The following is a 21,493-nucleotide window of genomic DNA, read 5'->3' on the forward strand; positions in this document are numbered from 1 at the left end:
CATGTCCGACCCGATCGCCCCCGGCACTCCCTCACCCAACGGCTCCGGAACCTTCCCGGGGGCCTCCTGGCCGGCCGGGCTGCCGGTGGGGGCCGGGTGGGTGGAGGTGGGCGAGTTCGCCGAGGTGGTGTTCCCGTATGACGGGTCGGTCGTGGCCGCCGCGCCGCTCGGGAACGCGGAGCTGGCCGGGCGGGCGATCGAGGAGGCGCTCGCCGTGGCGCCCGCGATGGCCGCGCTGCCCTCGCACGCTCGCCGTACCGCGCTGATGGGCGCGCACGACGCGATGGCCGCGCGCCGGGCGGAGTTCGAGCGGCTGCTCGTGCTGGAGACCGGGAAGCCGCTGGTGGACTGCCGGGTCGAGGTGGCGCGGACGCTCGTCACGCTGGCCACGGCCGCCGAGGAGGTGGCCAGGCTGCACGGGGAGACCGTGCCGCTGGACCTGATGCCGGCGGGCGAGGGGCTGATCGGGTTCTGGACCAGGCGGCCGATCGGGGTCGTGGTCGGGATCACCGGGTTCAACTATCCGCTGCTGCTGGCCGCGCACAAGATCGCGCCCGCGCTGGCGGCGGGCTGCCCGATCGTGGTCAAACCGGCCCCCGCGACCCCGCTCGCCACCCTGTGGCTGGTCGACCTGCTCCGCTCCACGGGCGCGCTGCCCCCGGCGGCCGTCCAGCTCGTGACGGGTGACGTGGAGGTCGGCCGTACCCTGGTCGAGGACCGGCGGATCGGCGCGGTGTCGTTCACCGGCTCGGCCGCCGCCGGGCACGCCATCGCGCGCAACGCCGCGCCCACCAAGGTCCTGCTGGAGCTCGGCTCGAACGCCGCGCTGGTGGTCGCCGCCGACGCCGATCTGGCCGCCGCCGCCGACGCGGTGGTGCGCGGCGGCTACTACGCCTCGGGCCAGGCGTGCATCTCGGTGCAGCGGGTCGTGGTCGAGGAGCCGGTACGCGAGGAGTTCCTGGGCCTGCTGACCGCCCGGATGAGCACCGTGGCCGTCGGCGACCCCCGCTCGCCCGACACCCGCGTGGCCCCCCTGATCGACGACCGCTCGACCGCCCGGGTCCTGGACTGGGTGACCTCCTCCGGCGCGACCGTGCTCACCGGCGGCACCCGGAACGGCCGGGCGATCGCCCCCACGATCCTCACGGACATCCCCGACGGCGCCGAGGTGTGGGACGAGGAGATCTTCGGCCCCGTGGTCTGCGTACGCGCGGCGGCCTCGCTGGAGGACGCCTTCGAGACGGTCAACCGGTCCCGGTACGGCCTGCACGTCTCCGTCTTCACCAGGTCCCTGGCCACCGCCTTCGCCGCGATCGACCGCCTGGAGGCGGGCGGCGTGGTCGTCAACGAGGTCCCGGGCTTCCGCGCGGACAACATGCCGTACGGCGGGGTGAAGGACTCCGGCATCGGCCGCGAGGGCCCCCGCTTCGCCATCGACGAGCTCACCGTCACCCGCATGGCCATCATCCGCCCATAGGGGTGTCAGTTCGGAGGTTCGAAGCGGCCGTCGACCGCGGTCCAGCCGCCGTCGACGTAGAGGACGGAGCCGGTGACGAAGCTGGACGCGTCGCCCGCCAGGTAGACGACCGCTCCCGCCATCTCCTCCGGCCTGGCCCACCGCTGCAGGGCGCTCTTGGCCGCGTAGGCGTCGTACCAGGCGGGGTTGTCCTTGATCTGCCTGGTCAGCGGCGTCTCCACCACGCCGGGGGCGATCGCGTTGACCCGCACGCCGTGCGGCCCGAACTCGGCCGCCGCCGTACGCAGCAACTGCACCAGCCCGGCCTTGGTGGCGGAGTAGACGCCCTGCCCCGGCTCGGTGACCGAGGCCCTGATCGAGGCGAACCCGATGATCGACCCGCCGCCGCGCTCCACCATGCCCGCCCCGAACGCCCGTACCACGTCGAACGACGCCCGCAGGTTCAGGTCCACCACCCGCGCGAACTCTTCGGAAGTGTAGTCGAGCAGCCGCTTGCGCACATTCGTCGCCGCCGTGAACACCAGCACGTCCACCGGCCCGAGCTCCGCCGCCGCCGCGCGCACGGCCGCGGTGTCCAGCACGTCCAGCTCCCTGGCGATCCCGCCGCACTCGTCGGCGGTCGCCCGCGCGGCGGGCAGGTTCCGGTCCGCGCACACCACGGTCGCGCCCTGTGCGGCCAGCGCCAGCGCCGACTCCCTGCCGATGCCGCTCCCCGCGCCGACGACCACCGCGCGTCGCCCGTCCAGCCTGAACAACTGCTCGTAGCCCGTCATACCGAGCACCTTAGCGACTGGTCTGACCAGTGCACCAGGTCTTCAGGGGTTACGGCACGACGCGAGGGCCCAGGCAGGGGGGTGCTCTGGGCCCTCGCGGTTCTCATGAAGCAGCGCTCCTCGCCCTGTCGGGAGACGCGAGAGCACGCTAGAAGGGGCCGCTATGTTTCCGCTATCGAGAAGCAGGCGACGGCATCCGCTCAACACGGAACACAGATTCGCCCGCCCTTAGGGTGATCCCATGCTCGACTACGACCTCGAAGCCGCCGTGTACGACGAGACCCGTGGTGGGCTGCCCCGGGCCCAGGCGGCCGCCTCGGCCGTACTCGGCCTCCTCCCGACGGGCGCCCGAACCCTGCTCGACGTCGCCTGCGGCACCGGCCTGGTCACCAGGGAACTCGCCACGAACACAGGACCCGGAAGCGCGGGGTGCGGTGGTGGAGGGGTGCAGGTACTCGGGGTGGACGCGTCGGTGGGGATGGCGCGAGTCGCTGCCCGGAGGGTCGGCGTGGTGGTCGGTGACGGGCGGCGGTTGCCGGTGCGGGACGCCGCTGTGGACGCGGTCACCACGATCTGGCTGCTGCACCTGCTCCCCGACGCCCGCCCGTTGATCGCCGAAGCCGCCCGCGTCCTTCGCCCCGGAGGCGTCTACCTCACCACGGTCGACAAGGACGCCGCCCACGAGGTGGCCAGTGACATCGACGACATCCTGTCCGCCTTCCGCCGCAGGCGGCCCTCCGACGCCGCCGAACTGGTCGTCGGAGAGGCGGCACGACACGGCCTGCGGCCCGAGGGGGAGGCCGGGTTCACTGGACACGGCCAGGGCCGTACACCGGCCGCCGTCCTCAGGGCGATCGCCAGAGGCGGCTACTCCCGGCAGACGGACGCGTCGCCGGAGCAGATCGAGGAGGCGAGCCGCCGCCTCTCCGCCCTGCCAGGCCAGGACCTCCCGCGCCCCGCCCCGACCTACCGCCTGCTCGCCTTCCGGGCATGACGCCAGGAGACGGCGGCTACTTCTTCTTGCGGCGCTTGCGCTTGACGTCGACGCCGCCCCAGAAGGCCAGGCCCTTGACCGTGATGCGCGGGGAGTTCGGCGCGCCGACGCCGCTCGCCTGGTGGTCGAAACCGCCCATCAGGCCGACGCCGGTGACCTCCACGTCGGCGTCCTCGGCGACGACCACCTCGATGCCGCCCATGATGGCGAAGGCGCGGATGGTGATCTCCCGCCCACTGAAGACGGCCTCGCGCAGGTCGATCTTCCCGCCGCCCCAGAACGCGACGGCGGTCATCGCGTCGGGGGCCCGCCACACACCCGCGCGCTTGAAACCGCCCATGAACGCCACCACGATCCGGCCCACCCGGCCGCGCGCGGCGGGCGCGCGGACCACACTGGGGGCGATGTCGGGCAGGTCACGGGTGACGAGCTCAAGGTCGGCGTACGTCTTCGCGGCATAGACCTGGTCGAGGCGCTCCTGGAACTCCTCCATGCCCAGTCTGCCCTCGCCCGCGGCCGCCCGCAGAACCTCCGTCGTGTTGTCCCGGTCGAGGTCCGAGACCCGGATCTCTCGAGGGTCCCTGTCGGGAAGAGTCGCCATGCACGGAGCCTAAACGGTTTCGGGGGACGGCAGGAGGGGGAGGTGCCGGTTTCGCGCGGTGGGGGCGAGCGTGCGAAGCTGTTGGGTGTCCCCAAGACCAGGAGGTCCTCATGGCTGAAAACCCGCAGGAAGCCGAAGCCACCGAAGCTCCCGAGGACGAGTTGAAGCGGAAGTTCCGCGAGGCGCTGGAGCGCAAGAACAACCAGCACGCCGACTCGGTCGCGGGAGGCAAGGGCAAGGATCCCTCGAAGATCCACGGGACACACGGTCCCGCTTCGAGCAAGCGGTCTTTCAGGCGCAAGAGCGGCGGCTGACACGACAGATCCGAAGGGGAGGGTGCGCCGGGACGCATCCTCCGACGGGAGGGTACGGCAGGCCGTGCCCTCCCTTTTTATTGGGCGAATCCTGGGCTGACTAGGTAGATCTTCGCCCGAAATATGGGTTTGCCTTTGCGTTTGTCCGTTTTCTTGCCTACAGTCATGTGCATTACCAGCCGGTCACCTGGCCCTTCACCAGGAAGAGGCAGCCGGCGGCGCCGAATCCCGCACCAGCGGGAACCGGGGACCCACGTCCCTTGGGGTGAATCCGATCATTCAGGTCGGTAGGGCATCTCCACGCCCGAACCCGTCAGCTAACCCGGTAGGCGAGATGGAGAGGACTCAGAGCTGTGCACACCCCCGTCGCGTACCCCTTCCGCGTACCCTCCGGCGCCGGACACTGACCGCCGCCGCCCCCTGAACTTCCCCCCTTCACCGCGCACCGCGTAGCGACCGTTCGGCCATAGCCCGGCTACGCCATTCCTGACCTCTGTGTCGGCGCGGATCTCCCCTGTTCCCGCACGAAGGACTTTCGCTTTCATGACCGCTCGATTTGGCATGCGTGCCTCCGCCCTGCTCGCCGGCGCCGTCGCCACCGGAATCCTCACCATGGGGGCCGGTACGGCAGCGCACGCGGACACCGACGAGACGATCCTGCTCAAGGGATCCACCACCGCCTCCTACTTCTGGGACGACTCCTCAGGCCGCGCCGGTGACACCGGCCTGCCGGCCAGCGGCAAGCCCATGCAGAAGGGCCTCGCGGCCAGCCCGAGCTGGCCCCTGCACACCGAGGGCTACGTCGTCTACAAGGGCAAGAAGGCCAAGTTCTTCGTCGGTGACCGCGGTCCCGGCGTGCCCTCGAACAACGGCATCATGCTCGACCTCGACGCCAAGACCTTCGCCGAGCTGACCGGTGGCCGCTTCAACAGCTCCACGCTGGGCGTTGACGGCGTCGGCGGCCAGGGCCACATCGACGTGCAGTACATCATCACCAAGTGGGGCGACGGCGTCGGCAAGAAGAACCACCCGGTGGCCTTCGCCTCCGGCGCGTGGGGCCGCATGGACCGCAACCCCGCCGCCCCGCCGAAGGTCGTCGAGGCCGCGCCGAAGAAGGCCGAGCCGAAGAAGGCCGAGAGCGTCAAGGCCGCGCCGGAGAAGGTCGTGGTCGCCCCGGCGAAGGCGGACCTGCGCGGCGGCAACGCCGCCCAGGCGGCCGCCCAGACCGAGACCAAGGGCGCGGGCGACATCGGGGCCATGCTCACAGTGGCCGGCGGCCTGACCCTGCTCGGCGGCGGCCTGTACGGCAACCGCGACCGCCTGCGCAAGGCCACCTCGCGCTGAACCCCCTTGCGGCCATGCGAAACAGGAGATTCTGTTTCGCATGGCCCTGCTCGTCCGGTACGGCTCGTGCCGCCTTCCCCCGCGCGAGCCGTACCGGGTCAGACCTCCATCTTCTCCTCGATGCCGCGGAGCTGGTGGCGGGCCAGCGCCAGGTTGGCGCGGGTGCGGTCGAGGGCGAGGTAGAGGAACAGGCCCTTGCCGCTCCGGCCGGTGATCGGGCGGATGATGTGGTACTGGCTGTTCAGCGTGATGAGGATGTCCTCGATGCCGTCCTTGAGGCCGAGCGAGTCCATGGTCCGCATCTTGGCCTTGACCACCTCGGTGTTGCCCGCGGCCGCGACCTGGAGGTCGAGTTCCTTCGAGCCGCCCTGGGCGCCGAGCGCCATGCCGCTGCTGTAGTCGACGACGGCGGCGCCGAGCGCGCCGTCGATCGACATCATCTCCTTGAGGGAGACGTCCATACTGGCCATGTTTCCTCCTGAGTCAGCTCATCTGCGAAGCGATGGCGGCCAGGGTGGCCGCCGTCTTGCGGCCCTCCAGTCGCAGCAGGCCGAGGTTGGTGCCGGGGCCGGCCAGGACGGTGAGCACGATCGTGGGGCCGGCCGGGTAGAAGGCGGCGTATCCGGCGCTCCCGGAGATCAGCGTCTCCTCCAGCGTTCCCTTGCCAGCCGTGGTCGTCATGCGCCTGCTCAGCGCGAGGAGGGCGGCGGAGAGCGCGGCCGTCTGCTCGGCGCCCTCGTCCGCGACGTCGCAGGCGATGGGCAGCCCGTCGACCGTACAGGCCACGCTCCCGCTGATGTCGGGGGTGCGGTCGCGCAGGATGAGCATCTCCTTGAACACCTCTTCGCGCAGTGCCATCGTCGGCCTCCTTCCGCTTCTTCTGAGTGAGGGGAACCTCACGACAGCTCCTCCAGCGCCTTCTTCAACCGGATCAGCACGTCCAGGTCCGTCGGATCCGCCTGCGGCACCGGGGGCCGGTCCTCGGCGGGGTCGCGGACCGGCCGCGTCGGCAGCGTGGGATCGGCCGCGGTGATCAGGCCCGCCGCCGCCAGGCGCCGCACGGCCAGCAGCACCGAGTAGGCCGGGCAGCCGATCCGCCTGGCCAGCTCCAGCGGGGTGGTCTGGCCGTCGGCGTTGACCAGGAGCTGCCATTCCAGCTCGCCCAGCACCGCCCGGTGGCCGGGCAGCCGCCGTACCGCGGTCACGGGTGTGGTGTCGAAGTCGGCGGACGGCCAGATGGCGGCGAGCCGGGTGCGCCGGCGCGCGCACTCACGCACGAGCCCCGCCACCTCGAAGTACCACTGCGTGTCGAGCCAGTGGCGCTCTCCCGGACGGAACTTGGGCCTGGCGCCCTTGGCCGGGAGCAGGAAGTACGCGGCGTCGAGCACCGCGCTCAGCACGCAGAACTGCAGCTCGCCACGGCTGAGCGCGCCGTCCTCCAGGAGCGCCTGCCCGTCTCCCTCCTTCTGCGCCCGCCGCAGGGCCGCGACGGTGACCCGGCCCCGCGCGGCCAGGATGTCCTCCACCCCGGGCGTCTGCGCGCTCTCCATGTAGGTGACCCGGCCGTCGGCCAGGAAGACGGTGCCGGTACGGCCCAGGCGCAGCGACCCGGAGGCGCGCTCGCGGGCCAGCCCGGCCAGCAAGGTGTCGAAGGGCGGCATCGTTCACACCGTCAGCCGGCCGGAGATGGCCTGGAGCCGGTGCCGCGCCAGGGCCAGGTTGGCGCGTTCGAGGTCGAGCCGCAGATAGATGACCAGCGGCCCCTCGAAGACCATCTCCAGGGGTTTGAGCAGGTGGTACCCCTTGTCGGTGACGACGATCATGTCGTCGATGCGGACCGTTCCATCGGGCGAGGCCTGCGCGAGGCCGTCCATGGTCGCGCGCAGTGTCTCGCTCAGCGCCGCCGCCGACACCTCGGCGTCGAAGCCTCCGGCGCCGCCGCCCACGGCCACGGCGGTGCCGCTGGTGTGGTCGACGACAAGGGCGTCGAGGGCACCCGGGATGGCCATGACCTCGCTGAGGCAGTCGTCTAGTGCGAGCACGCGGGCAAGCCTAGGGAGTCAAGGGAACGCTCTCAGGGGTGCAATACGAGAGATATACCGCCGAGTGGAAGGAAAGGACATCCGCATAGCAGGAATGGCGAAACCGAGAATTCCTTTCATGTTCGAGCAGGTCAGGGCCGGTTGCGGGATGTTCCGCCGGGTCACTCCTCGGGCAGGAGTGCTTTCTCGTCCGGTTTGTGAATAAGCACGTTGTCGACGTACGACTTCACCGCGGCTGCCAGCCCGACATCGCCCTCGGCCGCCTCCGACAGATACCACCGGTGGTCGAGCACCTCGTGGAAGAGCTGCGCCGGCTCCAGCTTGCGGCGCATGTCCGCCGGGATGGCCTCGACCGTCGGCTGGAACACCTCGGCCAGCCAGCGGTGCGCCACGATCGCCTCGTCCTCGTGCCGCAGCCCCTTGGCCACCCGGAACCCGTCGAGGTCGTTCAGCAGCCGCCGCGCCTGGTTCTCCTCGACGTCGAGCCCGGTCAGCCGGAGCAGGCGGCGCTGGTGGTGGCCCGCGTCGACCACCTTCGGGCGGACGATCAACCGGCCGGTGCCGACCTTGCGGCGTACCATCATCTCCGCCACGTCGAAGCCGAGCAGGTTCAGCCGGCGGATGCGCTGCTCCACCCGGTGCCAGTCGACCTCCTCGATGATCTCGTCCTGGGTGATCTCCTCCCACAGCCGCTCGTAGCGGGCGACGATCTCCCCGGAGGTGTGCTCGGGATCGATCGACGGGTGCAGCAGGTCGCCGGCCTCCAGGTCGAGCAGTTCGCCGAAGATGTTCATGTGCGCGATCTCGATGTCGTGCCCGCGCTGCCCCTCGCTGATCATCGGGTGCAGCTCGCCGGTCTCCGCGTCGACCAGGTAGGCGGCGAACGCGCCCGCGTCCCGCCGGAACAGCGTGTTCGACAGCGAGCAGTCGCCCCAGTAGAAGCCGTTGAGGTGCAGCCGGACCAGCAGCACCGCCAGCGCGTCGAGCAGCCGGGTGAGCGTGTCGGGACGCAGCGTGCCGGACATGACCGCGCGGTAGGGCAGCGAGAACTGCAGGTGCCGGGTGATCAGCGCGGAGTCGAGCCCCTCGTCCCGGCCCGTCACGTACGCCACCGGCTCCACCGAGGGGGCGTCCAGCCGCGCCAGGTCCCACAGCAGCCGGTACTCCCGCCTGGCGTACCGCTCGCTGATCTCCTTGATCGCGTAGACCTTGCCCGACAGCCGCGCGAAGCGGACCACGTGCCGGGAGATGCCGCGCGGCAGATCCACCAGATGGTGCGCCGGCCACTCCGCCAGCGGCACGTCCCAGGGCAGCCGGATCAGGTCCGGATCGTCGAGCGCACCAGTCATCTGCAAGGGCACCGAGTACTCCTTTTATCGGGAAATACCACTGTATGGTCGGTTGCCGTGGACGACTTTCTCACCTGGTACTTCGCCGAGCATCCCGTCACGGCCACCCTGCTGGGCGCCGAGGGACACGATCGCACCCTGGGCGACTTCAGCGCGGCCGGCTTCCTCGCCCGCGAGCGCGCCGCCGAAGGCTGGCTCGACCGGCTGTCCGGCCTGCCGGTCTCCACACTCGACGACGAGATCGACCGCGACCTCGTGCTGTCCCACCTGCGCGGCGCCATCGCCGAGGCGACCTGGCCGGCGTGGCGGCGCGACCCGGCCGAGTACCTGTCGACGATCTTCGCCTCATTCTACGTGCCGTTCCAGCAGCGCCTGCTGGCCGAGCCCGTCCTGGTCGAGGCGGCCGTCGCGCGGCTGGCCGAGGTGCCGGGGGTGCTGGCGGCGTGCCGTACCAACCTCGAAGCCGAGCTGGCCGCGCCGCTGCTCGTGCAGCGCGGGCTCGGGCAGGCGCGCACCGGGCGCCGGTTTCTGACCGAGACCATCCCCTCGCTGGTCACCGACGAGGCGCTGCGCCGCCGGCTGGCCGCCGCGGCCGAGCCCGCCGCCGAGGCGTTCGACTCGTTCGTGACCTTCCTCGAAGGCTTCGAGTGCGGCGGCACCTGGCGGATGGGGGAGAAGCTCTACTCCACACTGCTGCGCGAGCGCGAGCTGCTCGGGTACGGCGCCGCCGAGCTGCACCAGAAGGGCCGGGACGCCTGGGCCTCGCTAGACGCGCGGATGCGCGAGGTGGCGCGGCAGGTCAACGGCACCGACGACTGGCGGGCCGCGATGGAGGCCCTCATGGACGACCATCCCGCCACCCTGGCGGAGATGCGCTCCGAGTACGAGGCCGAGACCCGGCGGGCCAGGGAGTTCGTCCGCGCGCATGACCTGGTGACCTTCGCCGAGGGCGAGGAGTGCCTGGTGCTGCCGTCGGCGGAGTACCAGCGGCCGATCCTGGCCGTCGCCCACTACCTCGCGCCGCCGCCGCTGTCCACGTCGCGGACCGGCGTGTTCTTCGTGCCGTACACACCGGACTCCTTCACCGAGGAGCAGGTACGCCAGCGGCTGCGCACCAACTCGCGCGCCGCCATGCCGTCCATCGCCGTGCACGAGGCCTACCCGGGACACCACTGGCACCTGTCGTACGTGGCGGGCAGCCCGCGGACCGCGCGCAAGGTGTTCCGCACGCCGTACTTCACCGAAGGATGGGCGCTGTACGTCGAGAAGCTGCTGCACGAGCAGGGCTACTTCGACACGCCCGCGACCGAGCTGGCGCACCTCGACTGCCGCATCTTCCGCGCCGCCCGGATGGTGGTGGACACGGCGCTGCACTGCGACGACATGTCGGTCGAGGAGGCGGAGACGTTCATGGCCACCAAGGCGTCGCTGTCGCCGGGGACGGCGCAGGGCGAGGTCAACCGGTACTGCGCGTGGCCGACGCAGGCGCCGTCGTACCTGACCGGGGCGATCGAGATCGACCGCATCCGGGAGTCCTACCAGGGGTCGTTGAAGTCGTTCCACGACACCATCGCGGGGTCCGGGGGTCTGCCGCTGGGGCTGGCGGAGAAGGCGGTCATGGGCTGAGCCCGGCCCGCGCGGAGGCGATCATGGGTTGGCCGCGCGGGTGTCGGCGCGGAGGTCGCGTTTTACCTGCGGGGGAACACCGGGGGTGTCAGCGAGCGCTCGACCACGGCGGTGAGCTGGTCGTCGGTCAGGACGGTCGGGCGGCCCACGGCGAGGCCCCTGACGTACACCTCGCACAGCCACTCCAGCAGCCTGGTCGCCTCGAACGCCTGCTCCAGCGAGGCGCCGACGGTGACGCCGCCGTGGTTGGCCATCAGCGCCGCCTGCTTGCCCGCCAGGGCGGCGCCGACGTTGGCGGCCAGCTCCGGCGTGCCGTAGGTGGCGTACTCGGCGACCTTCACCACCCCGCCCAGCAGCAGCGCGTTGTAGTGCACCGGCGGGAGTTCGGTCATGGTGGTGGCGACGATCGTGCCGAACACGGAGTGCGTGTGCACGACGGCGCGCGCGGCGGTGCTCTGGTAGATCGCCAGGTGCATGGGCGTCTCGGAGGAGGGCTGCAGGTCGCCCTCGACCAGGTAGCCGTCCACGTCCACGATCGGGCACATCTCGGGGGTGAGCCGATCCAGCGCCGCCCCCGAGGGCGTCACCGCCACCAGGTCGCCGTCCCGGACGCTGAGATTCCCCGAGGTCCCGATGACGAGCCCCAGCTCGACGGCCTTCTTCCCGTGGTCGCACACCTGCTGCCGCAATTCCGCCATTCTCATGCCCGGCAACTTAGTCGGCCGCCCGACCTAAATCCATGGGCGGTCAGCGGGTCAGGCGGTCCAGCGTGGAGAGCAGGAGGCGTTCCAGGTCGACGCGGGTGAGGCGGTCGGGGTAGAGCAGGAGGTGCAGGCTGAGGCCGTCGATCAGGGCCAGGAGATGCTCGGCGAGGTCGTCGAGGTTTTCCTCCGTGGTGATCTCGCCGGAATCGCGGGCCTCGCCGAGCAGGGCGCGGACGGCCGCGCGCAGTTCGGCCGCCTCCGAGCGCTGGACCTCGGCCAGGTGGTCGGAGGCCAGGCTGCGGCTCCAGAAGCTGACCTCCAGGCGGGTCTCCTGGGTGCGCTCGGCGTCCAGGGGCAGGTTGTCCAGCAGCACCTCGCGCAGCGCGGCCAGGCCGGAGACGCCCTGGACCCGACGGGTGAGGCGGTCGCGGATGCGCTGGTGGGACTGGCGCAGCGCGGACAGCAGGATGTCGTCCTTGTCGTCGAAGTAGTGCGCGAGCACGCCGTTGGAGTACCCGGCCTCCTTGGCGATCGCCCGGGTGGTGGCGGCGTCGATGCCGTCCCTGACGATCACCCGGCGGGCGGCGGTCAGCACCTCGCGGCGGCGCTCGTCGTGATCGACGATCTTGGGCATCAGGTCCTCCTCGGGCAGGACAGCAGCATATTGACTTTTATTTCGGACGTCTGTCTACTAAGCGCCATGACCGTCGTCACGCTTGGCGTGCACATCGTCGACATCCTCGCCAGGCCGGTGGAGCGCATCCCCGCAGGGCAGGACACGGTGCTCGTCGACCAGATCCGCCTCACCGCCGCCGGGGCCGCCGCGGGGACCGCCGTCGACCTGGTCAGGTTAGGCAACCAGGTGAGCTCGGTGGGCGCGATCGGCGACGACGAGCTGGGCGACTTCCTGCTCATGATCATGGCCAGGCACGGCGTCGACGTCTCCGGGATCGCGCGCCGTACCGGCGAGCAGACCGCCGCGTCGATCCTGCCGATCAGGCCGGACGGCGGGCGCCCCAGCTTCCACGTGCCCGGCGCGAACCTCGGCGTGACCCCCGCCGATGTGGACGCTGACCTGCTGCGCGGAGCGCGGGCGGTGCACCTGGGCGGCATGGACGTCACGTTCGGCCTCGGCGACCCCGCGTTCTTCGCGTTGCTCGACGAGATCAGGTCCGGCGGCACGATCGTCACGATGGACCTGCTGTCGGAGATGCCCGACCTGCTGGGCCTGGCCAGGGCCTTCCTGCCGCACGTGGACTACGTGCTGCCGAACGACGCGCAGGCGCTGGCGATGACCGGCGCCGCCGACGTCGAGGCCGCCGCGGCGGCGCTGCTGGCCGAGGGGCCGCGCGGCGTGGTCGTCACGCTAGGCGAGGATGGCAGCCTGGTCGCGACCACCGGGGACGTGACGCGGGTGCCCGCGCTGAAGGTGGCGGTCAGCGACACCACCGGCTGCGGCGACGCCTACTGCGCGGGATTCGTCACCGGCCTGCTGCACGGGCACGACGCGCTCACCGCCGCCCGCTGGGGCACCGCCGCCGCGGCGTGCGTGGCGACGGGACTCGGGTCCGACGCGGGCCTCACCGACCTGGAATCGACGCTCGCACTGCTGGGAGACTGACCATGACCGACGCCGAACTCCGCGAGCGCGCGCTCAAGGTCGTGCCCGGAGGCATGTACGGCCACCTGAACGCGGCGCTGTTCGCCCCCGGCTACCCGCAGTTCTTCGAGCGCGGCGAGGGCTGCCGACAGTGGGACGCCGACGGGCGCGAGTACATCGACTTCATGTGCAGCTGGGGCCCCGTGGTGCTGGGGCACCGCCACCCCCGCGTGGAGGAGGCGGCGGCCCGCCAGCGCGCCAAGGGCGACTGCCTCAACGGGCCGGGCGCGGTCATGGTGGAGCTGGCCGAACTGCTGGTGGACACGATCCCGAGCGCCGACTGGGCGATGTTCTCCAAGAACGGCACCGACGCCACCACCCAGGCGCTGATGGTGGCCCGCGCCGCGACCGGCCGGACGAAGGTGCTCATGGCGCACGGCGCCTACCACGGCGCCGACCCGTGGTGCACGCCCAGCCTGGCGGGCACCACCCCGAACGAGCGGGCCGATCTGGTCGAGTTCGCCTACAACTCGCTGGAGTCGCTCGAAGCCGCCGCGGCCACCGTCGAGGGGGACGTCGCGGCGATCATCGTGACGCCGTTCAAGCACGACTCCTTCGAGGACCAGGAGCTGGTGGAGCCCGCCTTCGCGCGCGGCGCGCGGGCGCTGGCCGACCGGCTCGGCGCGGCCCTGGTGATCGACGACGTGCGGGCGGGCTTCAGGATCGACCTGCGCGGGTCCTGGGAGCCCTACGGCGTACGGCCGGACCTGACGGCCTGGTCGAAGGCCATGGCCAACGGCTACCCGATCGCGGCGGTCACCGGCGTGGACGCGTTGCGCGGCCCGGCCCAGACCCTGTACTCGACCGGTTCGTTCTGGTTCTCGGCCGTGGCGATGGCGGCGGCCAAGGCCACCATCGAGACGCTGCGCGACGGCGCCGGGATCGCGGCCATGGAGCGGGCCGGCACGCTGCTCCGCGACGGGCTGCACGAGCAGGCCAAGGCGCACGGGTTCACGGTGAACCAGACGGGACCGGTGACGATCCCGTGGCTCAGCTTCGACGGCGACGCGGACCTGTCGACCGCGATGTACTGGAGCGACGCCTGCCTGCGCCACGGCGTGTACCTGCACCCATGGCACAACTGGTTCATGTCGGCGGCGCACACCGAGCAGGACGTGCGCCAGGCGCTGGAGGGCACCGACCGGGCCTTCGCGGAGACCCGCGGGCACCTCGGCCGCTGATTGTTAGGACGTATCGGTCGAAGCGGGTGGATACCGCCTCGTGGGCGTAGACGGTGGCCCTGCGCTCCTGCTCGAATGGTGCGGCACCGAAGGCATGGTCGATATGTCGGAAGTCTTACCTTCTATCCAGAAGAAGGCTCCAGACCAGACCAATCCAAGGTCACGTCTGTGTTGCACCCCCTTGACGGGGCTCGCCGGACGTCCGTACGTTCAGGCAAACGTTTAGGAAACTTTCCTAATTGATCCCTCATCCAGGAGTGCCCCCCATGACCCACCCGGGAGAGATCACACGGCGTCAGCTGCTCCGCCGGATCGGGCTGACCGCGCTCGTCGCCGGTCCAGGCGCCGGCCTGCTCAGCGCGTGCGCCACCGGCGCGGCCGAGAAGCCGTCCGCCGCCCCGTCCGCGGCGGCCACCGCCTCCGGCCTCGTCTCGGCGACCAACCCGTTCGGCGTCGACGCCAAGAAGCCGCTCGAAGTGGTCATCTTCAGCGGCGGCTTCGGCGACGCCTACGCCAAGGAAGTGCACGAGGCGCTGTACACCAAGGCGTTCGCCGGTGTCAGCGTCAAGCACGTCGCGACCCAGCAGATCGGCACCCAGCTCAGGCCCCGCCTGGTCAGCGGCGACGTGCCCGACGTGATCAACAACTCGGGACCCGAGGCGCTCGACCTGGCCGCGCTGGCCGCCGAGGGGCACCTGGCCGACCTGACCCCGCTCTTCGACGCGCCCTCGATCGACGACCCCGGCAAGAAGATCAGGGACATCGTCACGCCGGGTGTGCTGGAGAACGCCAAGATCGACGGCAAGGACCTCGTCCTCAACTACAACGTCTCGCACCGCGGCCTGTGGTACGACGCGAAGCTCTTCCAGGCCAAGGGCTGGATGGTGCCGAAGACCTGGGACGAGTTCAAGGCCCTCGGCGAGGAGGCGAAAAAGGAGGGCATCGCCCTGTTCGCCTACCCCGGCCAGGTCGGGCCGTACTACCAGACCTGGAACCTGCTCTACACGGCCGCGAAGATCGGCGGCAACCAGGTCCTGATCGACATCGACAACCTCGTCGACAACGCCTGGAAGGCCGACGCGATCCGGAAGTCGGTCGACGCGTGGGTGGAGATCCAGACAAAGTACGGCGACAAGTCCTACTTCGGCCTCGACCACACCCAGACCCAGATCAAGCACCTGCAGCACAAGGTGCTGTTCTACCCCACCGGGTCCTGGCTGGAGAACGAGATGGTCAAGGACAAGCCGAAGGACTTCGAGTACGCGCTCGCGCCGGTCCCGGAGGTCACCGGGATGGACCGCATGCCGTACGGGGCGATCATGATCGGGGTCGGGGAGAACTTCGTCGTGGGGGCGAAGGGCAAGAACCCGCAGGGCGGGCTGGAGTACCTGCGCATCATGCTCTCCAAGGAAGGGGCGCGCGGCTTCACCGAGAGGACCAAGAACCTCACCGTCGTCAACGGCGCCGCCGAGGGCCTCGAACTGCCCCCGGGCATGGTCAGCGCGGCCAAGCTGCAGGACGCCGTGGGCACCAACGTGATCACCGACGCCCGCTACGAGGGCTGGTACAAGGAACTGTTCGACTACTCCAACACCCAGGTGAACGCGGTGATGGCGGGCCGGATCAACACCGACGAGTTCATCGAGAACGTGCAGAAGAAGGCCGACGAGGTCAAGGCCGACTCCTCCGTCTCCAAGCAGACCCGGAACGCCTAGGTCCATGGAGCGGTTGCGCAGGTACGGTTTCATCGCCGGCTTCCTCGTGGTGCCGGTCACCCTCTACACGGTCTTCGTGATCAGTCCGTACGCCCAGGCGTTCCAGATAACGCTGACCAACTGGAAGGGAATCGCCAGGACTCCCGAGTACATCGGCCTGGAGAACTTCGTCAGGCTGTGGAACGACGACGTGTTCTGGCAGGCACTGCGCAACCACGGTGTCGTGCTGCTCGTCCTGCCACTCGTGACGATCGCCATCGCGCTCTTCTTCGCCTTCCTGATCAACCTGGGCGGCGGGCAGCGTGGTGGCGTGATGCGGGGCGTGTGGGGCTCGAAGTTCTACCGGGTGATCTTCTTCCTGCCCCAGGTGCTCGCCGTCGCCGTGGTGAGCGTGCTCTTCAAGGCGGTCTACCGGCCCGACGAGAACGGTGTGATCAACGGGGTGCTGATCAGGCTCGGCGTCGAGCCGGTCGGCTGGCTGACCGAGCCGAACCTGGCCCTCGGCTCGATCCTCGCGGTGATGGTCTGGCAGGCGGTCGGCTTCTACGTGGTGCTGTTCTCGGCCGGCATGGCCGCCATCCCGAAGGACGTCTTCGAGGCGGCGGCGCTCGACGGGGCGGGCCGGTTCCGGCTGTTCTTCAGCATCACCCTGCCCCTGCTCTGGGACACCGTCCAGGTGGGCTGGGTCTACCTCGGCATCGCGGCCTTCGACTGCTTCGCCCTGGTCAACGTGCTGTCGATGGACCGGGGCGGTCCCGACGGCGCCACCTCGGTGCTCGCCGTGGAGATCTACAAGGAGGCCTTCACCTACTCCAAGTTCGGCTACGCCTCCGCCATGGGGGTCGTGCTGTTCTTCCTGACCATCACGTTCGCGGTGATGACCCTGCGGGTCACGCGACGCGAGAAGATCGAGTTGTGAGATGGCGCTGAAGCTCGTAGACCCGCCGATCGATCCCCCGGCCGAGGCGCCCGCGCCCGCCCGGCCGGCCAGGCGGCGCCGTCCGAACGTGTTCGGCGGCCTGTCGCACCTCGCGCTGTTCGTCTGGGCGGCGCTGATCATCCTGCCGCTGCTCTGGACGTTGCTGGCCTCCTTCAAGAACAACACCGAGATCTTCGGCGACGCCCTGCAACTGCCCGCCGAACTGCGCTTCGGCAACTGGGTGCGAGCCTGGGAGAAGGCCAGCGTCGGGCGGTACATGCTGAACACCGTCATCGTGGTCTTCTTCGGCACCGCGGGGACCATGCTGTTCGGCTCGATGGCCGCCTACGTGCTGGCCCGGTACAAGTTCGTCGGCAACAGGTTCATCTTCTACCTGTTCGTCTCTGGCATGGCCTTCCCGGTGTTCCTCGCCCTGGTGCCGCTGTTCTTCGTGGTCGACCAGGTCGGCCTGCTGAACACGCACACCGGCCTGGTGCTGGTGTACATCGCCTACTCGCTGCCGTTCACCGTGTTCTTCCTGGCGGCGTTCTTCAGGACGCTCCCGACGGCCGTCGCCGAAGCGGCCATGATCGACGGAGCGTCGCACACCCGGACGTTCTTCCAGATCATGCTGCCCATGGCGAAGCCCGGCATGATCAGCATCACCGTCTTCAACGTGCTCGGGCAGTGGAACCAGTACCTGCTTCCGCTGGTCCTGCTCGCGGGCGCCAAGGACAAGTGGGTCATCACCCAGGGCATCGCCGACATCTCCACCATCGCCGGGTACGAGGCGGACTGGCCCGGCCTGTTCGCCGCGCTGAGCATTTCCATCGTCCCGGTAGTGATCGTGTACATCATCTTCCAACGCCAGATCCAGTCTGGCCTGGCCTCAGGAGCACTGAAGTAACGTGAGCCCATGGACGTGGACGCGAAACTGAGTGAAGTACCCGCCTGGCGGCGGGAAGGCGACGAGATCCGGCGCACGGTCACCGCGCCGGACTTCCCGACCGCCATCCGCATCGTCGACGAGATCGCCGAGCGGGCCGAGCAGCTCAACCATCACCCCGACATCGACATCCGGTGGCGCAAGCTGCACCTGGCGCTGACCACGCACGACAAGGGGGCGCTGACCGAGCTCGACTTCACCCTGGCGGGGCAGATCGACGAGATTGCCGCCAAACACGGAGCGTAGCTCCACTGTTACTGGCTAGAGTGGGTCGCCCCAGAGCTCGCACCGCGGGTTCGTGGTCAGGGGAGATGCCATGCGCCTGCCGGCGTTCCTGCTCGTCCTGCTCGCCGCGGGCTGCGCCCAGTCCGGCCCGGCCCTCGACGCCGCCCCGCCCTCACCCGGCGGGACGGCGTCCACACCGGCCGCCGGTGTGGTGACGATCTCCGGCAGTGGCCAGTTCACGCCGGACGGCAAGACCGCCATCGTCTACGACCGCAAGCTCGTCCCCGAAGGCGCGCAGGCCAGCGTGTCGGCCGAGTCCACGGGCGGCACCACGCTGTCCTCGGTGGTGGTCGAGGGCCTGCTGCCCAACCGGAAGTACGGCGTGCACCTGCACGTCAACCCGTGCGGCCCCAAGCCGGACGACGCGGGGCCGCACTTCCAGCACCAGGGCAAGCACGCCACTGCGGAGAACGAGGTCTGGCTCGACCTGAAGACCGACGGCTCGGGCGCGGCCAACGCCAGCTCCCGCAACGACTGGGCCCTCGACCCCGACCGCCTGCCCCGCTCCCTGGTCATCCATGCCGAGCCCACGGTCTCCACGGGTCCTTCGGCGGGCACGGCGGGCTCCCGCGCCGCCTGCCTGACCCTCTCCCCGCGCTGACCCGCCTGACCGCTCACCCGCCCGGGCGTACGAGGCCGCTCTCGTAGGCCAGGATGACGAGCTGGACCCGGTCACGGACCTCCAGCTTGGCGATCGCGCGGGTGATGTGGGTCTTGGCGGTGAGCGGGCTGATCACCAGGCGCTGGGCGATCTCGTCGTTGGACAGGCCGAGGGCGACCAGCCGTACCACTTCGCGTTCTCGTCCGGTCAGTGCCGACAGCCGTTGCCCGGCCGCGCCCGCGGCCGGGCCCGCCCCGAGGGCGAACTGCTCGACGACCCGCCGGGTCACGCCGGGAGACAGCAGCCCCTCGCCCGCCGCCACCAGCGTCACCGCCTTCCGCAGTTCGCCGGGCTCGACCTCTTTGGTGAGGAAGCCGCTGGCCCCGGCGCGCAGGGCGGCGAACACGTGGTCGTCGGTGTCGAACGTGGTCAGGATGATCACCCGGCTGTCGGTCTCCGCGAGGATGCGGCGGGTGGCGGTGATGCCGTCGGTGCCGGGCATGCGGATGTCCATCAGCACGACGTCGGGGCGGAGGCGGGCGGCCTGCCGTACCGCCTCGTCGCCGGATGCGGCCTCGCCGACGACCGTGAGGTCCCGCGAGCGCCTCAGCAGGCTACGGAAGCCCGCCCGGACGAGCGCCTGGTCGTCTGCGAGGAGCACCGTGATCGTCATGCCGTCGAGCCTGCCACAGGGATCTCGGCCCTGACCGCGTAGCCGCCCGCGGCGGGACCGGTGGTGAGCGTGCCCCCGAGAGCGCTCACCCGCTCCCGCATGCCGACCAGCCCGTGCCCGTCGGAGGCATCGGCGGCGCTCTCGCCGTCGTCGACGATCTCGACGGTGACCGCGTTCGCCCGGTAGGTGATCGTCACCTCGACCGCGGTCGCTCCGGCGTGCTTGAGCGTGTTGGTGAGCGACTCCTGGACGATGCGGTGGACGGCGACGGCGGGCGCCGCGGGCACGGCCGAGCGGTCGCCCTGCTCGCGCAGCTCCACCCTCAGCCCGGCAGCGCGGGCGTCCTCGGCGAGTGTGCCGAGCGAGGCGAGGTCCGGCTGCGGCACGGTGCCGGCGGGGGCGTCGCGCAGCACGCCGATGAGCGAGGCCAGGTCGGTCATCGCCCTGTTCCTGACCTCCTGGGCGGTGCGCAGGGCGTCGGCCGCCTCGTCGGGGGCCTCCCGCAGAGCGTCGGCGGCGACGTTGAGGTGGACGCCGACGACGGCCAGCGTGTGCGCGACGATGTCGTGGACCTCGCGGGAGACCTGCAGCCGCTCCTCGGCGGCGCGGACCCTGAGGTCGGTCTGGTTCAGCCGTCCGCGCCAGCGCAGCGCGGCAGCGTAGGCGACGCCGGCGGCCAGCAGGAGCGCCAGCAGCAGGCCCTCGCCGAGGATGTGGACGTAGAAGCGGCTCGGCGTCTTGCCGAGGACCGGCCAGAAGTCCACGGCGGCGTAGACGAGCTGGGCTCCGCCGATCGCGGCCACCCAGCGCACCAGCGGGGTGGCGGCGGCGGTGAAGTACGCGGCCGAGGCGGGCCAGATCCAGCCGCCCTCGAAGTCGTCGGTCAGGCGGTAGGCGAAGACGGCCGCGACGGACAGCAGCAGCACCGCCATCGGCCACCGCCGCCTGACCAGCAGAATCGCGCCCAGGAAGAGCGCGACCGGGATATCGGTCCGGGAGCTCATGTGCGACTCGGCCGCCGCCACGCCGGTGATGACACCGACCACGGTGCCCAGGGCCAGGGCGACGTCGAGCAGCCGGGCGGAGTGACGGACGTGGAAGGGGGTGTGCGGGCTCGCCGATTCGCCCATGCGGGGGATCCTCTCGTCGGGGGTGACGCCGCCACGCTAGGGCGACGGCGGCGGCCCCCGCGTCCTCCACTGATCGTCACTCCCGCCTGCACCGTCCGGGGTAGGAGCTACACCGGACGGTGTACGGGCGTCAGGCGTGCCCGGCGGGGATCGAGCCCAGGCGGCCCGCCTGGTAGTCCTCGAAGGCCTGCTGCAGTTCGGCCCTGGTGTTCATGACGAACGGGCCGTAGTGCGCGACCGGCTCCCCGATCGGCTCGCCGCCGAGCACGATGACCTCCAGCGTCTCCTTGGCGCTCGCGGAGATCGTGATGGTCTGGCCCGAGGTGGTCAGGCCGGGCCGGTTGCCGAAGCCGTCGAACACGGCGAGCTGACCCGAGCTGATCGGCCGCCGCTCCGGGCCGGCGGTGCCGTGGCCCGACAGGGCGTACGCCAGGGCGTTGAAGTCCTGACGCCACGGCATGGTCAGCCGCGCGCCCGGGCTGATCGTCGCGTGCAGCATCGTGATCGGCGTCTGCGTGCTGCCGGGGCCGACCTGTCCGGCCAGGTCGCCGGCGATGAGCCGGACCAGCGCGCCGCCGTCGTGGCTGCTCAGCAGTACCACGTTCGAGCGGCCGATGTCCTGGTAGGCGGGCGCGATCATCTTCTTGGCGCCGGGCAGGTTCACCCAGAGCTGGATGCCGTGGAAGAGCCCGCCCTGCTGGACGAGCCACTCCGGCGGTGCCTCCTTGTGCAGGATTCCCGCGCCTGCTGTCATCCACTGGGTGTCGCCGTCGGTGATCGTGCCGCCGCCGCCGTTGGAGTCGTGGTGGTCCATCACCCCGTCGATCATGTAGGTGACGGTCTCGAAGCCGCGGTGCGGGTGCCAGGGCGTGCCCTTGGGCTCGCCCGGCGCGTAGTCCACCTCGCCCATCTGGTCCATCATGATGAACGGGTCGAGGTAGGACGGCTTGATCGAGGCCAGCGCCTTGCGGACGGGGAAGCCCTCGCCCTCGAAGCCGCTGGGCGCGGTCTCCACGGCCAGCACCTTGCGCTCCGGCGCCGCCGCGACCGGCTCGGGGAGGCGGGGCAGGGTCAGGGTGTTCTCTACGGTCACGGCGGGCATGTCGTGCTCCTTTCTGGGCGTCTGGCCATGTAACCAAGTTTAGATTTCAACTATTCC

Annotated in this window: 24 protein-coding genes and 1 riboswitch; of the genes, 12 read left to right on the forward strand and 12 right to left on the reverse strand. The window is 70.5% G+C overall.

Features of this window, described 5'->3' with window-relative positions; translation table 11 throughout:
* Window position 1: 1 nt before the first annotated feature.
* Window positions 2-1,477, forward strand: a complete 1,476-nt coding sequence (locus ABZ911_RS22655) for an aldehyde dehydrogenase family protein (RefSeq protein ID WP_358058993.1) — start codon at window positions 2-4, stop codon at window positions 1,475-1,477.
* Window positions 1,478-1,482: 5 nt separating this feature from the next.
* On the opposite strand, the gene ABZ911_RS22660 is transcribed toward ABZ911_RS22655, so the two are convergent.
* Window positions 1,483-2,250: an SDR family oxidoreductase gene (locus tag ABZ911_RS22660; RefSeq protein ID WP_358058996.1), complete on the reverse strand. Its 768-nt coding sequence runs from the start codon at window positions 2,248-2,250 to the stop codon at window positions 1,483-1,485.
* 241 nt (window positions 2,251-2,491) lie between these two features.
* Between ABZ911_RS22660 and ABZ911_RS22665 the strand changes: the two genes are divergently transcribed.
* On the forward strand, window positions 2,492-3,244 hold the full coding sequence (locus ABZ911_RS22665; protein WP_358058999.1) for a class I SAM-dependent methyltransferase: 753 nt from the start codon (window positions 2,492-2,494) through the stop codon (window positions 3,242-3,244).
* A 16-nt stretch (window positions 3,245-3,260) separates the two neighbouring features.
* On the opposite strand, the gene ABZ911_RS22670 is transcribed toward ABZ911_RS22665, so the two are convergent.
* On the reverse strand, window positions 3,261-3,845 hold the full coding sequence (locus tag ABZ911_RS22670) for a DUF1707 domain-containing protein (protein ID WP_358059002.1): 585 nt from the start codon (window positions 3,843-3,845) through the stop codon (window positions 3,261-3,263).
* Window positions 3,846-3,955: 110 nt separating this feature from the next.
* Between ABZ911_RS22670 and ABZ911_RS22675 the strand changes: the two genes are divergently transcribed.
* Both ABZ911_RS22675 and ABZ911_RS22680 read left to right on the forward strand, forming a co-directional pair.
* Entirely contained in the window at window positions 3,956-4,159 is a 204-nt protein-coding gene (locus ABZ911_RS22675) for a DUF5302 domain-containing protein (protein ID WP_358059005.1), read from the forward strand.
* Window positions 4,160-4,368: 209 nt separating this feature from the next.
* Window positions 4,369-4,506, forward strand: a riboswitch (cyclic di-AMP (ydaO/yuaA leader).
* Window positions 4,507-4,702: 196 nt separating this feature from the next.
* Entirely contained in the window at window positions 4,703-5,503 is an 801-nt protein-coding gene (locus ABZ911_RS22680) for a hypothetical protein (protein WP_358059008.1), read from the forward strand.
* Window positions 5,504-5,601: 98 nt separating this feature from the next.
* On the opposite strand, the gene ABZ911_RS22685 is transcribed toward ABZ911_RS22680, so the two are convergent.
* The 5 genes from ABZ911_RS22685 to ABZ911_RS22705 all read right to left on the reverse strand — a co-directional run bounded on the left by ABZ911_RS22685 (window position 5,602) and on the right by ABZ911_RS22705 (window position 8,906).
* Complete coding sequence (locus tag ABZ911_RS22685) at window positions 5,602-5,973, reverse strand: hypothetical protein (RefSeq protein ID WP_358059011.1); 372 nt, start codon at window positions 5,971-5,973, stop codon at window positions 5,602-5,604.
* A 13-nt stretch (window positions 5,974-5,986) separates the two neighbouring features.
* Window positions 5,987-6,361, reverse strand: coding sequence for a roadblock/LC7 domain-containing protein (locus ABZ911_RS22690; protein ID WP_358059014.1), 375 nt, complete (start codon window positions 6,359-6,361; stop codon window positions 5,987-5,989).
* Window positions 6,362-6,399: 38 nt separating this feature from the next.
* Window positions 6,400-7,164: a DUF4388 domain-containing protein gene (locus ABZ911_RS22695; protein WP_358059017.1), complete on the reverse strand. Its 765-nt coding sequence runs from the start codon at window positions 7,162-7,164 to the stop codon at window positions 6,400-6,402.
* 3 nt (window positions 7,165-7,167) lie between these two features.
* Entirely contained in the window at window positions 7,168-7,545 is a 378-nt protein-coding gene (locus ABZ911_RS22700; protein WP_358059020.1) for a roadblock/LC7 domain-containing protein, read from the reverse strand.
* Window positions 7,546-7,706: 161 nt separating this feature from the next.
* Window positions 7,707-8,906 carry a DUF4032 domain-containing protein gene (locus tag ABZ911_RS22705; protein WP_358059023.1) on the reverse strand — a complete coding sequence of 400 codons (1,200 nt, stop codon included), beginning with the start codon at window positions 8,904-8,906 and terminating at the stop codon, window positions 7,707-7,709.
* A gap of 45 nt (window positions 8,907-8,951) precedes the next feature.
* On the opposite strand from ABZ911_RS22705, the gene ABZ911_RS22710 reads away from it, so the two are divergent.
* A complete protein-coding gene (locus ABZ911_RS22710) occupies window positions 8,952-10,520 on the forward strand; it encodes a DUF885 domain-containing protein (RefSeq protein WP_358059026.1) in 1,569 nt (522 codons plus the stop codon).
* Window positions 10,521-10,582: 62 nt separating this feature from the next.
* Here the strand turns inward: ABZ911_RS22710 and ABZ911_RS22715 are convergent, their stop codons facing one another.
* A complete protein-coding gene (locus tag ABZ911_RS22715; RefSeq protein ID WP_358059029.1) occupies window positions 10,583-11,224 on the reverse strand; it encodes a class II aldolase/adducin family protein in 642 nt (213 codons plus the stop codon).
* A 43-nt stretch (window positions 11,225-11,267) separates the two neighbouring features.
* Window positions 11,268-11,858 (reverse strand): TetR/AcrR family transcriptional regulator, encoded by a 591-nt coding sequence (locus tag ABZ911_RS22720; RefSeq protein ID WP_358059032.1) that lies wholly within the window; start codon window positions 11,856-11,858, stop codon window positions 11,268-11,270.
* Between the two features lie 66 nt (window positions 11,859-11,924).
* Here ABZ911_RS22720 and ABZ911_RS22725 point away from each other — a divergent pair, with 66 nt between their 5' ends.
* From ABZ911_RS22725 to ABZ911_RS22755, 7 genes are all read left to right on the forward strand, one after another.
* On the forward strand, window positions 11,925-12,845 hold the full coding sequence (locus ABZ911_RS22725; RefSeq protein ID WP_358059035.1) for a PfkB family carbohydrate kinase: 921 nt from the start codon (window positions 11,925-11,927) through the stop codon (window positions 12,843-12,845).
* A 2-nt stretch (window positions 12,846-12,847) separates the two neighbouring features.
* Window positions 12,848-14,065, forward strand: coding sequence for an aminotransferase class III-fold pyridoxal phosphate-dependent enzyme (locus ABZ911_RS22730; RefSeq protein ID WP_358059037.1), 1,218 nt, complete (start codon window positions 12,848-12,850; stop codon window positions 14,063-14,065).
* 266 nt (window positions 14,066-14,331) lie between these two features.
* A complete protein-coding gene (ngcE, locus tag ABZ911_RS22735) occupies window positions 14,332-15,780 on the forward strand; it encodes an N-acetylglucosamine/diacetylchitobiose ABC transporter substrate-binding protein (protein WP_358059040.1) in 1,449 nt (482 codons plus the stop codon).
* Between the two features lie 4 nt (window positions 15,781-15,784).
* The gene (locus tag ABZ911_RS22740) at window positions 15,785-16,699 is read left to right on the forward strand and encodes a sugar ABC transporter permease (protein WP_358059043.1); all 915 of its coding nucleotides are present in this window, start codon (window positions 15,785-15,787) and stop codon (window positions 16,697-16,699) included.
* A gap of 1 nt (window position 16,700) precedes the next feature.
* The gene (locus tag ABZ911_RS22745) at window positions 16,701-17,606 is read left to right on the forward strand and encodes a carbohydrate ABC transporter permease (RefSeq protein WP_358059046.1); all 906 of its coding nucleotides are present in this window, start codon (window positions 16,701-16,703) and stop codon (window positions 17,604-17,606) included.
* A gap of 9 nt (window positions 17,607-17,615) precedes the next feature.
* Window positions 17,616-17,891, forward strand: a complete 276-nt coding sequence (locus ABZ911_RS22750; protein WP_358059049.1) for a 4a-hydroxytetrahydrobiopterin dehydratase — start codon at window positions 17,616-17,618, stop codon at window positions 17,889-17,891.
* Between the two features lie 70 nt (window positions 17,892-17,961).
* Window positions 17,962-18,531, forward strand: a complete 570-nt coding sequence (locus ABZ911_RS22755; protein WP_358059052.1) for a superoxide dismutase family protein — start codon at window positions 17,962-17,964, stop codon at window positions 18,529-18,531.
* A gap of 13 nt (window positions 18,532-18,544) precedes the next feature.
* Here the strand turns inward: ABZ911_RS22755 and ABZ911_RS22760 are convergent, their stop codons facing one another.
* The 3 genes from ABZ911_RS22760 to ABZ911_RS22770 all read right to left on the reverse strand — a co-directional run bounded on the left by ABZ911_RS22760 (window position 18,545) and on the right by ABZ911_RS22770 (window position 21,436).
* Window positions 18,545-19,204, reverse strand: coding sequence for a response regulator transcription factor (locus tag ABZ911_RS22760; protein WP_358059055.1), 660 nt, complete (start codon window positions 19,202-19,204; stop codon window positions 18,545-18,547).
* Window positions 19,201-20,334 (reverse strand): histidine kinase, encoded by a 1,134-nt coding sequence (locus ABZ911_RS22765; protein WP_358059058.1) that lies wholly within the window; start codon window positions 20,332-20,334, stop codon window positions 19,201-19,203. Before ABZ911_RS22765 ends, ABZ911_RS22760 begins: the two co-directional genes overlap by 4 nt.
* Before the next feature lie 130 nt (window positions 20,335-20,464).
* Window positions 20,465-21,436 (reverse strand): pirin family protein, encoded by a 972-nt coding sequence (locus ABZ911_RS22770; RefSeq protein WP_358059061.1) that lies wholly within the window; start codon window positions 21,434-21,436, stop codon window positions 20,465-20,467.
* Window positions 21,437-21,493: the final 57 nt, after the last annotated feature.

The sequence above is a fragment of the Nonomuraea sp. NPDC046570 genome, assembly GCF_040645915.1.
Lineage (GTDB): Bacteria > Actinomycetota > Actinomycetes > Streptosporangiales > Streptosporangiaceae > Nonomuraea.